Raw genomic sequence first — 14,714 nt, 5'->3', positions numbered from 1 at the left:
TAGCGACTTAAGTTGCCGTTCTCCGTGTCAGTGAGGCGGCATTATAGAGACTTCGCGCACACTGACAAGCCTTTTTTCTTAAAAAAATATCACATGGCGATTAATTGAGCTAACGTGGTAAAACTGACTCTAATTTCAACATTAGAGGGTTGTCACATTCACTCACTAGCAATTCTAAGTCAATAAAAGTAATATCAATGTGACTCTGTTGTTAAAATAACCAATAACGTCTTTCTTCTCTTTTTCTTATGACGATGTAGTTTTTAATATGAAATTATCCAATCAAACCCTAATACCGGTTCTTGCAATCGCTGTTGTCGGAGGGATCATCTTTAGTCTCCTTCCTGTTTCAGCCGGCATCGCCTTTGCCCTCGGTGTACTGTGTACTGCTTTTGTTTTGCCGATCATTCCCTCTTTTCAACCAGCCCCTTCTACGCAAGACGACACCACGCAAGCAAGCAAAACCCTTTATGTCGGTAACCTGCCTTATCGAGCGAATGAAAATGAGGTCAAGCAGCTGTTTTCTGAACATGGTGAAGTGTTTGCGGTTCGCTTAATGAAGGATAAGCGAACCGGTAAACGACGAGGCTTTGGCTTTGTGGTGATGAACAGTAAAGATGCAGAGAATGCGATAACGCATTTAAATAATAAGGAGTACGGCCAACGCACCTTGAAAGTGCGTGAAGCCAATGAGCCTAAAGCCGAGGATAATGAAGAGATGTAACAGCCTCTAGGTGTAAGGCTTCAAGACTCCGATTCAGTGCCGCCAAGGATTTTCCGGCGGCACTGTTGTATGTCAGGTTAGGCAACGGCAATGTCCCATCCACGGTATCCCCCAGCAACACTTTCACTCGCGCAGCTATCGCCCGCCCAGAGTCTATAATCTGTACAGGATCTTGAAAGGCTTCGCGTATTTCCTCTTTTATTAACGGGAAATGCGTACACCCCAACACGATACTGTCTACCCGTTGCTGCCAAGGGCGTAAAATCTCTCGTACTTCATCAATAGCAATAGATTGACCTCTGAGCTTTTCCTCTGCCATTTCAACCAAACGGGTTGAACCGATACGCATGACCTCACAATCGCTGGCAAACTGGCAGATCAACGTATCAATATAGGCACGCTGTACTGTTGCCGGTGTGGCCAATAAGCCGATCACTTTTCGCTGGCTGGATAAAGCGGCAGGTTTAATCGCCGGTACTACCCCCACAACAGGAATACTCAGTAGCTCTCGTAACGTCGGCAATACAATGGTGCTAGCGGTATTACAGGCGACCACCACCAAATCAACGTGGTGACGTGCCACCAGCAAGGTAATGATATGGCTGGCGCGTTCAATCAACTCCGCCTCAGGCAATTCCCCATAGGGGAAAGCAGCATCATCAAACGCATAAATATACTGAAGATGAGGCAATTGCGCGTATATCTCCTGGTATACCGATAACCCACCCACACCAGAATCAAAAATCAGAACCCGCTTCACTCTTCATTACCTTTATCACCGCCTTTCGAGGGGACTTATGATACTGCGAATCCCGGTGAGTACCAAAAGTCTTACCACTTATTGCTGCGGTTCTTGCAGCTGGTAGCGCTGATAATGGAATCGCGCTTGCCGTTCAATTGCCAACACCTTAATGTTCAGTCGGCCATTAAAGCATGGCGCTTCAACCACTAAGGTATGGAATTCCCCGCCCTCGCCACACGGATCTACGTTTTCTGGCAATGACGCAATAAAGGCATGGCTATACCATTGTCCGCAATGCTCCCCCGACAACTGGCTCGTATCGACCGTGGCCACTAAGGTTTTTATCCCACAATCGACAATCTCTCGTGCCAACTGAGCACTCGGCTCTCCCATTAACGGAAAAACACACTGCCAACCTGCCGGTTCTATATAGCTACATCGGTAGTCCGCAATCCCATTGCAGAACATATCGCCAAAGGCGACGGCATCAATACTGAGCCCACAGTTGCGTAGCCCCTCAACAATCAAAGACTGATAAACCGCATTAGGCGGGAACACCTCCGGCAATACAATTTCCACCAACGGTAAGCCCGAGAGTGCCGCTTGTGCGCGGACAACCTCAATAGGGGTTGCCTGAAACGGCACTTCATCTGCCACATACGAGGTGTATAGTCCAACAACGTCATAACAAGGATCACGCAACAGGCGCAATAAGGTGAGGGTGGAATCTTTACCGGATGACCAACTCACGATGGTTTTGATAGGAGACATCATTTTTCCTTTCAATCACTGTCAAAAAAGCCACCCGAAGGTGGCTTATTCATCATTTAAAACTGGTACGTCACGGTGGCGTAATAACTACGCTCTTGAACGTTATAGGAATCTCTTGCGGTATAGTTTTCATCGAAGAGGTTAGCGATACGACCACGTACCGTCAGATAATCATTAATGAAGTAACTGGCTGCGACATCCACCAAAACATACGCGTCCAATGTTTCGGTATTAGCCGCGTCTTCGTAACTCTTGCCCTTATACAACGCGCTTGCATCAAACTGCCACTGATCCAGCAAATAGGCGACATTCCACTTCGCACTGTGCTTAGAGCGGCGGATCAATTGCTTACCGGTCTTGGTATCTTCCGCATCCAAATAGTCATAGCTCAGATCATGATAAACAGGACCCGTATTGAAATGCGTCGTGAGCTCAATACCTTGTAAACGGGCTTCTTCCACGTTCATCGGTAACCAGTCACTGAACGGATCGCTATTATCGATCGGCGCCCACGCAATCAGTTGTTCAACATCATTACGGTAACCCGTGATTCGCCAATCCAACCATGCCTGCGAACCGGAAAGCGACAACTCATAGTTGGTCGACTCTTCTGGTTTTAAATTCGGGTTGCCCGAATTTGGCCAATAAAAGTCATTAAAAGTAGGGGCTTTAAAGCCGGTTCCCACGCTAGCTGAAATCTGATAATCCTCAAGGAACGAAAACGCCCCCGCCACCAACCATGTGGTATTGGTGCCGTAGCTGTCATTGTCATCCGTGCGAACACTACCTTCTAGCTGTACATTACCCTCGCGGTACAGAGTATTGATGTACGCAGCAACGTTATCTCGCTCATCTTCTTCATAGACGGTAGTACTGTTGGACACCGAATCGCGATAAAACTCCAAACCGCCACCCACACCCAACTGCTGGTTCACTTGATAATGATTCAGCCAGTTCGCAAGGAAACGTTCGGTTTTGATCTCGCTGCCTGTGACACCTTGGCTGTTATTCTGCGCTTTGTCTTGGTTATGCGCCAACGTCACTTCGCTTACAAGGTTATTACGCGTATAGGCCGCTTTCGCTGCAATGTTATATAAACTGCTATCGGTATACGCACCAATGGCACCATAGCCATCATCATAATCCGCTTCACCATCGTGATAGTACCCCTGCAGACTCAACTGCCAGTTATCTCCCACAGCAGTACCAATTTCACCGACGATGTTATGGCTTTCAAAACCATCATCATCTTGCTCAAACGGCAACTGACGAGCAGAGAAACCATCAGCCTGCTCCGTTTTCACCGCAAGCTTCCCCCAGCTATGTTGTCCCAAGGTGCCAGCGACCGAGCCGCCTACCTGTGTATACCCATCACTGCCAATGCCAGCACTGATCTGCGCTTGTTGTTCACCGGCTTGATAATCCGTGATGATATTCAACACCCCACCAATAGCATCAGAGCCATAGAGCGCGGCACGTGAGCCACGAATAAATTCAATACGCTCAATACCCGTCAGCGGAATTTGGCTGAAGTCTGCACTACCCAGTGTGGCACTACCGATACGGACACCATTGATCATAACAAGAAGATGTTTAGACGAGGTACCACGTACATAGACTTCCGTGTTTTGACCATATCCCCCCGAAACAATCTGTACCCCAGGCAAGCGACGCAGCACTTCCGCCAGCGATTTTGCCTGAATAGCTTCAATTTCTTCTTTAGTCACCACAGAGACGGGTGCGATCACTTCTTTGATCGGCTGTTCAAATCGGTTGGCGGTTACCACCATCACTTCATCGGGTGATTGTGCAGCAGCGCTATATGGCAGGCATAGGGGTGCCAACGCCACAGCTAAAAGCGTTTTTTTCATTGTATGGATTACCTTAAGTCGCGTTGATTACTGAGTCGGTGTTGACTCGGTACACTGGTCGGTCTTCGGACTTAAGAGCATGGTTGGATAACCACCTAGGCAACAACTTCCCACTTCAAGCGCTTACTTTGCATAAGCTGTAGAAGCAGTGTTCGGAACTGACGTCCATGTGCTTTCGTTCTCTATCACCGCTGCGCGTCAGTTACGGATTTTCACCGTATTCCCTGTGCCTGAATCATCAGGCTAACCAGCGCAAACGAATGCTAGTTTTCCCCTCGGGCAATGTCTAGTGTCATTTCCCTTAGATAACGAAATATCGTCGGTTTCAACATTTTTATCGGGCACAACACTGGACATCGGTCAACAATGCAATAAAATCGGCGCTCTTATTTTGAGCAGTTTCTGAGGCAACCACTATGGCATCTACCGACATCAATCCAGCTGAGTATCAAGCACAGCTCGATGAAAAGGCAGCGCGTATTCAAAATATCTTCAGTGATTTTGAAACCCCTGAGCTTGAGGTGTTTGCCTCTCCTGCCGAGCATTACCGCATGCGTGCAGAGTTCCGCGTTTGGCACGAAGGCGAAGATCTTTACTACATTATGTTCAACCAAGAGACGCGCGAAAAATACCGCGTGGATCAATTCCCTGCGGCAAGCCGCCTGATCAACGACATCATGCCGTTGCTGGTTGAAGCCATCAAACCGATCCCGGCACTGCGCCATAAGCTGTTCCAGGTTGATTTCCTGTCAACACTTAGCGGTGAAATTCTGGTATCGATGCTGTACCACCGCCAACTTGACGACGCGTGGACTGCAGAAGCGAACGCACTGAAACAACGTTTGAATGATGAAGGCTTCAAACTGCACTTCATCGGCCGTGCACGTAAGCAGAAAATCGTACTGGATCAGGAATTCGTGATCGAAAAGCTGAACGTGAACGATCGCGTACTGACATACAAGCAAGTAGAAAACAGCTTCACCCAGCCAAACGGCGAAGTGGCGCAAAAGATGTTGGAATGGGCGGTTGATTGTACCCAAGACAGCCAAGGCGATCTGCTGGAGCTGTACTGTGGTAACGGTAACTTCTCACTGGCATTGGCGCAAAACTTTGAGCGTGTACTGGCAACCGAACTGGCTAAGCCATCAGTAGATTCGGCACAGTTCAACATTGCAGTGAATAACATCGACAACGTGCAAATCATTCGCATGTCAGCCGAAGACTTTACCGATGCAATGGAAGGGCGTCGCGAGTTCCGTCGCCTGAAAGATCAAGGTGTGGATCTACAAAGCTACAACTGCAACACGATCTTTGTTGATCCACCGCGCTCAGGTATGGATGAAGGCACGTGCCGCATGGTACAGGGCTACGAGCGCATCATGTATATCTCATGCAATCCAGACACACTGAAAGACAATCTGGCAATTTTGAGCGAAACGCACCGCATTACCCGCTTTGCGTTGTTTGATCAGTTCCCGTATACCCACCACATGGAAGCTGGTGTGCTGCTAGAACGTAAGTAAACGTTCCCTGTTGCAAAAACTGAGCATAAAAAAAGGCGCATCATCATGATGCGCCTTTTTTGTCTTCGCGATAACCACCGCGTGACGTCTTATGCTTGTGCTTCTGACTCTGCTTTTGGATTCATGATGCCCAGCTTGATAGCCACCCAGAACAACAGACCCAAACAGATCATCAGTGACAAGAAGTTAGAGCCCATGTCTGGCAGCTGTGCACGCAAGAAAGCCGAGTAACCAAATGCACCCACCAAGAAGCAGGCGAATGCGATCGCTGGCGTACCTTCCGCCATCGGCTTGCTTAGGTATTCTTGGTACAGGCAGTACACTGCCAATGCGAACGCAATCACGGGGAAAACAGAGAAAGCGACGGCACTAGACGTGAATACCGCCAATGTCGCATTACCACATAAGCCAGCCAGCAGTGACAATACCAATGTTTTACGTTCTGCTTTGATTTGTTCCTTGTTCATATCCATTCACCAACAAAGTTAAAGTTTTTGCCTGAGCTCTCTGCGCTCACGCTCTTTACGGTACCAGTAGGCACCCTTCGCAATCATTCGCAATTGCATGATCAATCGTTCAGCATGCTCACCACGAGCATGGCTGTCTAAATCCAATGCTTCCGCGCCCGAACTGAACACCAAGGTGACCGACGCTTCTGCCTGCGTGTACGCCTCTTCGTGCGTCACACCCGTTTTTGCCACTAAGTATTCCGTCAGCTCAGCGACAAAATGTTGGATCTCACGAGCAACCGCTGCCCTGAACGCCGGCGAGGTACCAGAGCGTTCACGCAGCAACAACCGAAACACGTTCGGGCTGCTCTCAATAAATTCCATAAAAGTCTCAACAGAGGTACGGATCACACTGCCTTCTTTGGCAATGCGCTGGCGAGCCTGACGCATCAGTTGGCGTAAAATCAAACCGCCTTCATCCACCATGGTTAGACCGAGCTCATCCATATCTTTGAAGTGACGATAAAAAGAGGTCGGAGCAATACCGGCTTCTCTGGCCACTTCCCGCAAGCTTAAGTTGGAAAAACTGCGTTCAGCACTCAATTGATTAAATGCAGCATCAATCAGTGAGCGGCGGGTTTTTTCTTTCTGCTGAGCCCTGATACCCATGGGTTGTCTGTTTCTCTTTGAATTATCTTGCGTCAAGGTGAGTGTCACTATACCCGCTTTTTACAGCCATCAAAACATAGTAATTCCTGACCTACGCTTAATCAAAGCTGTTATCACCAGTTTTTCTACTGGCTCACAAAGTCACGCGAGAACCCGCACTGACAAAAACGTCACCTAGCTCCAACTTTTCCACTTTCCCTCTACTGACAACGTGATCCGCTCCGCTCTATCAACGTAGAGTGATTCTACCTGCTTTCATTGAAAGTTAACATAACGAGACGGCAATGTTGCGCAAATGATAAGAAAGGCTAAGCATGACAAAGAACACACCGTCTCCTTCCCAGCATTATGACGCCATCATCATCGGCAGTGGCCCCGGCGGCGAAGGCGCTGCAATGGGATTAACCAAAGCAGGGTTTAACGTCGCCATTATCGAACGCGAAGAAAGTGTTGGCGGCGGCTGCACCCACTGGGGGACAATCCCCTCTAAAGCACTGCGCCATGCCGTCAGCCGTATCATTGAATACAACCATAACCCGCTATATTGCAAAAATAACGCCACCCTACACAGCACATTCAGCCAAATTCTCGGTCACGCCCAAGACGTCGTCAACAAACAAACCCGCATGCGTCAAGGCTTCTACGACCGCAATAAATGCACCCTGATCTTCGGTGAAGCCAGTTTCATTGCCAGCCACAGCATTATGGTGAAGAAACCAGACAGCAGCCGAGAGTACTATACGGCGGACCGCTTCATCATCGCCACTGGCTCACGCCCCTACCAGCCCGATAACGTCGACTTCACCCATGACCGCATCTACAACAGCGATTCCATTTTGCAGCTCAAGCATGATCCCCGCCATATCATCATTTACGGTGCAGGGGTGATTGGCAGTGAATATGCCTCCATTTTCCGTGGCCTCGGGGTCAAAGTCGATTTAATCAATACCCGTGACCGCCTGTTGGAATTTCTCGATAATGAAATCTCCGATTCGCTGTCTTACCATTTTTGGAACAGCGGCGTGATGATCCGCAGCGGGGAAGCCTATGAGCATATTGAAGGAACGGATGATGGCGTGATCCTGCACCTTCAGTCAGGAAAGAAGATGCGCGCCGATTGCCTGCTCTATGCCAATGGCCGTACCGGTAACACCGATACCCTCAACCTGAAACACGTGGGGCTAACACCTGATTCGCGCGGCCAGCTCACTGTGAACCAGAACTACCGCACAGAAGCCGAGCATGTGTATGCGGTGGGCGATGTGATTGGCTACCCGAGTCTGGCCAGTGCCGCCTATGACCAAGGCCGTTTTGTGGCCCAAGCCATTGCGTATGGCGAAGCCGATAGTCAGCTCATCGACCATATCCCGACCGGGATCTACACCATTCCAGAGATCAGCTCCGTCGGGAAAACCGAGCAAGAGCTCACGGCTGAAAAAGTGCCGTATGAAGTGGGGCGATCGCAGTTTAAGCACCTGGCTCGCGCTCAGATCGCCGGCACCGAAGTCGGTAGCCTAAAAATCTTATTTCACCGCGATACCAAGGCGATCCTCGGGATCCATTGTTTCGGGGAACGTGCCGCGGAGATCATCCACATTGGTCAGGCGATCATGGAGCAAAAAGGGGACGGCAATACGATCCACTATTTCGTCAATACCACCTTCAATTACCCTACCATGGCCGAAGCCTACCGTGTGGCCGCATTGAATGGACTAAATCGGTTGTTTTAGCCAAGACGCTTAACGCGCACAACGAAAAGACAGCAACAAAAAACGGCGCTCTAAGCGCCGTTTTCGGGTGTGACGGATCCTTCGCTGACGGTATGGCGTTAGACGTTCCCATCCAGCAAACGATCATCGGGTGTCAAAATGGCAGACCATGGCAACGATGCATCACCCAAGGTAATAAAGTTCGGGTTTTCCAGCGTTTCACGCGCATTGTAAGACAGCGGATTAAGGTGGGTATTTACGATCTTCCCGCCAGCTTCTTCCACAATACATTGGGTCGCCGCTGTGTCCCATTCCCCTGTCGGGCCCAGACGCAAGTAGCAGTCCACCGCTCCTTCTGCCACCAAGCACGACTTTAACGCCGCCGAGCCCAGTGGAACAAGATCGTAATTCAACGCAGGATCTAACCGGCTGGTGATGCCTCGAATATCTTGGCGACGACTGATCGCGACCCCCAAGGACTGCACGGGCTGTACCGGTTTATGGGTACTGATCGCCACGGTTTCCCCCATCGCGGTGGTTTTCCATGCCCCTTTGCCCCGGTAGGCAAAATACACCACGTCCGAGATAGGCGCATACACCACCCCCATCACTGGTTGATTATGCTCAACCAATGCAATGATCGTGGCAAAGTCACCGCTTTTCGCGATAAATTCTTGCGTGCCATCGAGCGGATCCACCAGCCAATAGCGCGACCACGTCCCGCGTTCACTCAGCGGGATATTGGCATCTTCTTCCGACAACACCGGAATATCCGGCGTCAGCGCTGTCAAGCGTTCCACAATCAATTGATGAGCCGCCAAATCGGCACTGGTCACCGGCGTGTTATCTTGTTTGATGTGTTCTTCAAACTGGCCACGCTGATAAATCTCGACAATCACCTGTCCGGCCGCTTTAGCGATCTCGGTGATAGACGGTAATAGGTTCGATAGGTCCATTGCCGCTCCTATTGATCTAGATGTTTAAGGGCCAAAAACAATGCCGTGATGCTACGCGCTTCGGCAAAGTCCAAGTGTGTCAGCAACTCTTGTGCTTGGTTCAACGGCCAGCGCACGATTTCTAGTGGTTCTGGCTCATCTCCTTCCAACTGCTCTGGGTACAAGTCTTGCGCCAAAAACAAGGTCATCTTGCTGGAAAAATACGACGGGGCCAGCACCACTTCTTTCAGGGGTTGCAGGCGATGGGCACCAAACCCGATCTCTTCTTTCAGTTCTCGGTTGGCCGCCTCTTCCGGACGCTCACCGGGATCGATCAAGCCTTTTGGGAAACCCAGCTCATAACGCTCAGTACCGGCAGCATACTCACGGATCAACAACAGATCGCCTTCAGCGGTCACTGGCACCACCAGCACCGCATGACGCCCTGACGGTTTCATCCGTTCATACGTCCGCTCGACGCCATTGGAAAAGCGCAGATTCAAAGACTCAATTTTGAATAATTGAGATTGGGCGACCACGTCTGTGGCAAGAATTTGAGGTTTTTTATGATCGACAGCCATGTTATGTCCTGTTTGAAGGCCTGTTACGACATCAAACCGTAACCCTGACACTGTCTTTCATTTAATGGTAATAGGCTGACGAAATAAAGCACTTTCTGAGGAAAACGTTAACCCGGCAAGCGCTGCCGAGTTAACGGGGGAGGTGTTATGTTAGAATCGACCGCTGTAAGTAATGCGGTATTGCCCTTTGGCATCCGGGCTACCCAGCCACTTCAACTGTTGCCCCAACTGAGGGGGAAATTCAGCCCCCGGCTTGAACCAACCGGCAAGTGCGTAGTTATTCCCTTGGGCTAGCGAGACATTCCACTCACTCACTACTTCAGGCGAGGTTTGCGCCATCGCCGCCAGCACCTTGCCCTGATCACACGACAAATCCGCAATTACTGGCCCCGGATTCAACGCCCCAAGGGGGGATGATACCTGTGCGCCACTCCATGCCAGTGTGCCATCCAACGTCTCGCAGTATGGCGCGGCAAACTGATAGTCACGCAACGTCAACTCCACGTTGCCTGCCACGGTAACCGGCACGCCCGAAGGCGCGAACTGCATCATCTCTGCGGCCGGTACGGAGACCAGCAGGTTTTCAGCAAATGGTCCGGCACTGTGGTAGCCGACTAATCCACGTCCAGTCAACCCCATATCACTGCCCTGACCAAAACGCACATCCAGCTTCACACTGCCCATCAGCAATGGCAGCACACGCATATCCCACTGTACACGGCCGAGGTTTTTCCCCTGCCAACGCACCTGACTCGCGGCACCTTGCCACAGCGTGCCATCAATCCCCGAAATCTGTACGCTGGCCAGTTTAGGCACTTGTTGCCATGCCCAACTGGCGGGCACATGCGCGATCAGACTGCCCGTCAGTGCGACCCCAAAAGACACACCCAGTAATATTTTATATTTCACGTTTACCCCCGCCCTAACTGCAAGCGGTTCACTTCTACCATGCCAGCCTGATCCGTTTTGGACACATCCAAAAACTGGGCATCAATGCCATGCTCATCACGTAAAAAAGCCAACCAATTAATCAACGTATTAAACGGCAATGGCTTGACCCACACCTGCACCGCTTCACTGCGCGGCTGCATACGGATCAATTCAATACGGTAACGTCCCGTGGTTTCATTGATCACTTGGTTCAGGCCCTTACCACTGACCGTCCCCGTCGAGCCAGACGTGCCGCGTAAACTGACAATCTCATCGGCTTTCTTGGTCACCCACGTCAACAGCTGACGCTCACCTTGCAAACGGTTTTCGGTATTCTGCGCCGTCACAGCGAGCGGCTGCCAAATGCCCCAATACAAGATGGCCAGCAATAACGCGCTGCCGCCACCCAAGACTAAACGTTGTTCACGCGCACTGATCCCTTTCCACCAGGCATTCATGACTTTCTCCTCAAGACCACGGCACCGGTCACCTGATTGCCTTCTCGATTAAGCTGACCTTGCTCGACCGTGAAATTATCAGCCAGCAGAGTACGTAGTTGTTCAAAGTGTTGGAACTCTGCCGCCACGGCCTGAAAACGGATTTCGCCGCGATTCTGATCGTATTTGAAGTTCTGCATCGACAACTGTGGCACTTTAGCCAGCACCGGCTGCAATTGTGCTAGCCATGGCAATAAGCCATCACCGTCACTGCTGCCGCCTAAACGCGTCAGTTCACTGTTCATCTGACGTTTCAGGTAGCTTGACGAAGGCACACGTTTAAACTGCGGCAACACCTGACGGAAAATACGTTCACTTTCGGCTTTGTACGCCAGTGCCTGCTTGTCCATCGCTTGCATCGAGATAACGTGTTGTGCAATCAATACCGCCCCAACCACACCAGCCGCAATCGCCACCTTACGCCATGGCTTCAGGTGTTTACGCCATGCTGGTTGTTGCTTATACGCGCCGGAAAGCAGGTTGACCTTGCTGGCCAATGCCCCTTCGGCCAGTAATTGCATCACCAACTCAGGGGCTTCTGGCTGCCAACGTCCCGGCATCTCTGCCGGTGCGGGGGTAAAGTGGTGGATCACAATATCTTGTGCGGTCAGCGGCACATCATCCGCTTTCGCCATCGACACAACAGGTTTGTCACCCGCCGTATCATCGCGCGCTTCGCCCGCGTTCTGGTCTGCATCACTGTCCTCCGTCGCCTCATCGACGGCCGGTACGATCGGGGCTTGTTGCGCCGACAACCATGCGGCTAACCATGCGGTTTCCGCGGCGATGCCTTGTACCGCCGATTGACGGATCAACCACTGGCCTTCAATTTCAGCCGCTGAATAGCTGTGATCAAAATGCGGCAAACACAGACAGTCAGGCAGTAACGCTTTAATTTCAAAGCCAGCGTCAGACAATGCCGCCAGCCATTCTTCCATTTTACGGTGTTCGACCACCGCCACTTGTGCTAAATCGCCGCTTTTTTCCAACAAATGCACATGCAGATTATCCACATCCTGTGCCAACTCTTCTTCAAGGAGAAATGGCAGTACGTTGGCCAACTGACGGCTACTTCCCGCAGGAATCGCGACCTGAGTCATCAGCACATCACTGGCTGGGATCAAGGCATATACGGTTCGCTGAGCGGCATAGTCCGCGATCTCACCCAGTAAGCTGATATTGTCCAGCTGACCCGATGCGATCACTTCGTGTTGTTGTGGCGACCAGACAAGCCATTGCACCGGCTGTTCAGCACGGCTACTCAGCCTGATTGTCAGAAATTCGCTCACTGATTCCTCCATAACGGCGACGTACAACTGTCACCTTGTCTTCACTATCTCGCTTGAGCAAGGCTACAAGCCGCACTCGGGATCTATCGACCACAATCTCGGTATCTAACTGAAAGTAATCACTCGTTACCGATAAAAAGGCTTTTGCCTGCTTTTTAGCTTCGGCATCCAAACTGGCGAGCTGAGGCTCAGCCAAGAAATCATCCACGGCGCCCCAGCCATCATACGGGCGCTCTTTCAATAATGTCTGAGCATCCGACAATGACAAACTTGGTGCAAATAGTCCGACTAAAATCGCGGCCTGATTCTCATATAATGTGTTTACGTTAATGGCCAGCGACGTGGTCGGAATGGCACACAATAATGGCTGCACCTTCTCGTAGATCGCCCCTGTTACGCCGTTAACGGCACGTAGCTCACTGATATCGGCCATCCAATCGCGCGGCGGCAAGTAAGGTGGACGGAACCCTTCATAAGTACTGTCACCAGCACCAAACGAGGAATTCACCGCCTCGGCAGGATCCACGTATTCCCATACCGATTCTGCAACCACTTCGGCGTCATAGCTTTCAACACCCACTTCTTCCATCATCGCCTGCAAGGCTTTGACCAGATATGGAGGGCTACTGCGATCAGTCATCGGTGCGAGGCCTGATAACGCATTCAAATTAAAGCAGGCTTGGCGGTCGAAAATATTCCCCGTCGCACTGCCCCCGTCCAACGGATAACGTTGATCTTTTGTCGCCCACGCCTGACTCAGGTTCACTGTGTCACTGTCTTCAATGCCTTGCTCTATCGCTACCTTGCCCAGCGCTTCCATCCCTTGGGCGAACCAATAGGCTTGCTGGTTTTGGATTTGGCTTTCCACACGGTAAAAATTCAAATGCAGGCGCTCACTCATCTGCACCGCCAACGCCGTCATCATCGCCAGCAATAACAGCACAACGATCAGCGCGACGCCTTTTTGTTTCTGTTGGGTCGCCATTACTCTTCGTCCTCCGCACTTAATACGGAGTCCGGCAGCATGTAAACCCGCTCGATCTCACCGTAGTCTTCCAGCGTCAGTTGAACGATCACCCCTTGTGGCAAAGCGGCGGCTTTATCCCACTTATCAGCCCACTTCTTATCGCTGTAGAAGCGGAAAGCCAGTTTTTCTACGCCGGTCAAGATGGGACGCACCAAGGCTTCACTGCCTACCACCGTATCGGGATAACGGAACCAAACACGCTCTAAGGTATCGTCCACCACGCGGTAGCCCACTTTCAGCACCTCACCACGGGGAAACATGTGTTGTGGGTTTTGCCAGCCTAAGCGCGTAAACAGGATCCCATCGCTGGAGGAATCCAGCAGGTACTCGCTGCTTTGCAATAATTTGTCGCTGGCGGTCTCACCGAGGTTACGGGTCTTGCGCGCCACAATCTGACGGAAATCATTGTCCATCATCACCATCGCTCGCTGAATTTCTTTCAGTCGTTCATTGTGTTCGATCGACTGGGCATTACTGCGTTGTACCCCGTTCATCACTTGATAGGCCGACAAACTCAGCATGGAAAACACCGCGATGGCCACCAGCACTTCCAGCAGGGTAAAACCGGCAGCAGGGCGAGATCGAAACAAAAACCATGGGGTGTTCACGGTGTGTGACGTCGCGTTTGGCTTGTTTTTAACATTTGCTTTTAACATTAGTTTTCAACATAGGTTCTCAGCGTGACGATGGAATTCTTTCTGGCTTCATCGGTCGTGACCGTGACATCTAATGCCCGTAAAAAGCCATCGGCGGTTTTGGTGCTTTTGATGGTCCAGTACCATTCCCGACCAGCCAGTTCTGATTTTCCTTTCTTCGCTGAGGTCGGGACGTCACCCGACAGGCGCATTTTCGCTAATTCGTTATCTGCCACCATGGCGGCAAACGTTTTTTCTTCCAAATAACTGAGGGTATAGAGGTGCTGGCTGACGGCCTTCATGACACTCAAGGCGGCAGTGGCAAACACGGCGAGCGCGACCAGCACTTCCAGCAAAGTCAT

Annotated in this window: 16 protein-coding genes and 1 riboswitch; of the genes, 3 read left to right on the top strand and 13 right to left on the bottom strand. The window is 50.9% G+C overall.

Annotated elements, in window-relative coordinates:
- Window positions 1–268: 268 nt before the first annotated feature.
- On the top strand, window positions 269–724 hold the full coding sequence (locus L4C36_RS09805) for an RNA recognition motif domain-containing protein (protein WP_428477616.1): 456 nt from the start codon (window positions 269–271) through the stop codon (window positions 722–724).
- On the opposite strand, the gene murI is transcribed toward L4C36_RS09805, so the two are convergent.
- The 3 genes from murI to L4C36_RS09790 all read right to left on the bottom strand — a co-directional run bounded on the left by murI (window position 696) and on the right by L4C36_RS09790 (window position 4,108).
- Window positions 696–1,484, bottom strand: coding sequence for a glutamate racemase (gene murI, locus L4C36_RS09800; protein WP_428477615.1), 789 nt, complete (start codon window positions 1,482–1,484; stop codon window positions 696–698). The genes L4C36_RS09805 and murI overlap by 29 nt on opposite strands.
- Before the next feature lie 78 nt (window positions 1,485–1,562).
- Complete coding sequence (locus tag L4C36_RS09795) at window positions 1,563–2,237, bottom strand: Dph6-related ATP pyrophosphatase (protein WP_428477614.1); 675 nt, start codon at window positions 2,235–2,237, stop codon at window positions 1,563–1,565.
- A 56-nt stretch (window positions 2,238–2,293) separates the two neighbouring features.
- Window positions 2,294–4,108: a TonB-dependent receptor domain-containing protein gene (locus L4C36_RS09790; RefSeq protein WP_428477613.1), complete on the bottom strand. Its 1,815-nt coding sequence runs from the start codon at window positions 4,106–4,108 to the stop codon at window positions 2,294–2,296.
- Between the two features lie 39 nt (window positions 4,109–4,147).
- A riboswitch (cobalamin riboswitch) is annotated at window positions 4,148–4,375 on the bottom strand.
- 149 nt (window positions 4,376–4,524) lie between these two features.
- On the opposite strand from L4C36_RS09790, the gene trmA reads away from it, so the two are divergent.
- Window positions 4,525–5,631, top strand: coding sequence for a tRNA (uridine(54)-C5)-methyltransferase TrmA (gene trmA, locus L4C36_RS09785; protein WP_428477612.1), 1,107 nt, complete (start codon window positions 4,525–4,527; stop codon window positions 5,629–5,631).
- 89 nt (window positions 5,632–5,720) lie between these two features.
- Here the strand turns inward: trmA and L4C36_RS09780 are convergent, their stop codons facing one another.
- A complete protein-coding gene (locus tag L4C36_RS09780; RefSeq protein WP_428477611.1) occupies window positions 5,721–6,098 on the bottom strand; it encodes a YijD family membrane protein in 378 nt (125 codons plus the stop codon).
- 18 nt (window positions 6,099–6,116) lie between these two features.
- Entirely contained in the window at window positions 6,117–6,749 is a 633-nt protein-coding gene (gene fabR / locus L4C36_RS09775; RefSeq protein ID WP_428477610.1) for an HTH-type transcriptional repressor FabR, read from the bottom strand.
- Window positions 6,750–7,063: 314 nt separating this feature from the next.
- Between fabR and sthA the strand changes: the two genes are divergently transcribed.
- Complete coding sequence (gene sthA, locus L4C36_RS09770; RefSeq protein WP_428477609.1) at window positions 7,064–8,479, top strand: Si-specific NAD(P)(+) transhydrogenase; 1,416 nt, start codon at window positions 7,064–7,066, stop codon at window positions 8,477–8,479.
- Window positions 8,480–8,577: 98 nt separating this feature from the next.
- Here the strand turns inward: sthA and cysQ are convergent, their stop codons facing one another.
- The 8 genes from cysQ to gspI all read right to left on the bottom strand — a co-directional run bounded on the left by cysQ (window position 8,578) and on the right by gspI (window position 14,714).
- Window positions 8,578–9,426, bottom strand: a complete 849-nt coding sequence (gene cysQ, locus L4C36_RS09765) for a 3'(2'),5'-bisphosphate nucleotidase CysQ (RefSeq protein ID WP_428477622.1) — start codon at window positions 9,424–9,426, stop codon at window positions 8,578–8,580.
- A complete protein-coding gene (gene nudE / locus L4C36_RS09760; protein WP_428477608.1) occupies window positions 9,423–9,974 on the bottom strand; it encodes an ADP compounds hydrolase NudE in 552 nt (183 codons plus the stop codon). Before nudE ends, cysQ begins: the two co-directional genes overlap by 4 nt.
- A 150-nt stretch (window positions 9,975–10,124) precedes the next feature.
- Window positions 10,125–10,883, bottom strand: a complete 759-nt coding sequence (locus tag L4C36_RS09755; RefSeq protein ID WP_428477607.1) for a type II secretion system protein N — start codon at window positions 10,881–10,883, stop codon at window positions 10,125–10,127.
- Window positions 10,884–10,885: 2 nt separating this feature from the next.
- On the bottom strand, window positions 10,886–11,362 hold the full coding sequence (locus L4C36_RS09750) for a type II secretion system protein M (protein WP_428477606.1): 477 nt from the start codon (window positions 11,360–11,362) through the stop codon (window positions 10,886–10,888).
- Window positions 11,359–12,690 carry a type II secretion system protein GspL gene (gspL, locus tag L4C36_RS09745; protein ID WP_428477605.1) on the bottom strand — a complete coding sequence of 444 codons (1,332 nt, stop codon included), beginning with the start codon at window positions 12,688–12,690 and terminating at the stop codon, window positions 11,359–11,361. Before gspL ends, L4C36_RS09750 begins: the two co-directional genes overlap by 4 nt.
- Entirely contained in the window at window positions 12,659–13,675 is a 1,017-nt protein-coding gene (gene gspK / locus L4C36_RS09740; RefSeq protein WP_428477604.1) for a type II secretion system minor pseudopilin GspK, read from the bottom strand. Before gspK ends, gspL begins: the two co-directional genes overlap by 32 nt.
- Window positions 13,675–14,373: a type II secretion system minor pseudopilin GspJ gene (gene gspJ / locus L4C36_RS09735; RefSeq protein WP_428477603.1), complete on the bottom strand. Its 699-nt coding sequence runs from the start codon at window positions 14,371–14,373 to the stop codon at window positions 13,675–13,677. The genes gspK and gspJ overlap by 1 nt, the downstream gene beginning before the upstream one ends.
- A complete protein-coding gene (gspI, locus tag L4C36_RS09730) occupies window positions 14,373–14,714 on the bottom strand; it encodes a type II secretion system minor pseudopilin GspI (protein WP_428477621.1) in 342 nt (113 codons plus the stop codon). Before gspI ends, gspJ begins: the two co-directional genes overlap by 1 nt.

The organism is Photobacterium japonica, from assembly GCF_050337005.1.
Taxonomy (GTDB): domain Bacteria; phylum Pseudomonadota; class Gammaproteobacteria; order Enterobacterales; family Vibrionaceae; genus Photobacterium; species Photobacterium japonica.
This window is presented reverse-complemented; position numbering and strand designations above follow the sequence as displayed.

Excerpts from the sequence above, each read along its gene's own strand:
- L4C36_RS09805 (WP_428477616.1), top strand. The coding sequence starts at position 269 with ATGAAATTATCCAATCAAACCCTAATACCGGTTCTTGCAATCGCTGTT.
- L4C36_RS09795 (WP_428477614.1), bottom strand. The coding sequence starts at position 2,237 with ATGTCTCCTATCAAAACCATCGTGAGTTGGTCATCCGGTAAAGATTCC.
- L4C36_RS09790 (WP_428477613.1), bottom strand. The coding sequence starts at position 4,108 with ATGAAAAAAACGCTTTTAGCTGTGGCGTTGGCACCCCTATGCCTGCCA.
- trmA (WP_428477612.1), top strand. The coding sequence starts at position 4,525 with ATGGCATCTACCGACATCAATCCAGCTGAGTATCAAGCACAGCTCGAT.
- L4C36_RS09780 (WP_428477611.1), bottom strand. The coding sequence starts at position 6,098 with ATGAACAAGGAACAAATCAAAGCAGAACGTAAAACATTGGTATTGTCA.
- fabR (WP_428477610.1), bottom strand. The coding sequence starts at position 6,749 with ATGGGTATCAGGGCTCAGCAGAAAGAAAAAACCCGCCGCTCACTGATT.
- sthA (WP_428477609.1), top strand. The coding sequence starts at position 7,064 with ATGACAAAGAACACACCGTCTCCTTCCCAGCATTATGACGCCATCATC.
- nudE (WP_428477608.1), bottom strand. The coding sequence starts at position 9,974 with ATGGCTGTCGATCATAAAAAACCTCAAATTCTTGCCACAGACGTGGTC.
- L4C36_RS09750 (WP_428477606.1), bottom strand. The coding sequence starts at position 11,362 with ATGAATGCCTGGTGGAAAGGGATCAGTGCGCGTGAACAACGTTTAGTC.
- gspK (WP_428477604.1), bottom strand. The coding sequence starts at position 13,675 with ATGGCGACCCAACAGAAACAAAAAGGCGTCGCGCTGATCGTTGTGCTG.
- gspJ (WP_428477603.1), bottom strand. The coding sequence starts at position 14,373 with ATGTTAAAAGCAAATGTTAAAAACAAGCCAAACGCGACGTCACACACC.
- gspI (WP_428477621.1), bottom strand. The coding sequence starts at position 14,714 with ATGACTTTGCTGGAAGTGCTGGTCGCGCTCGCCGTGTTTGCCACTGCC.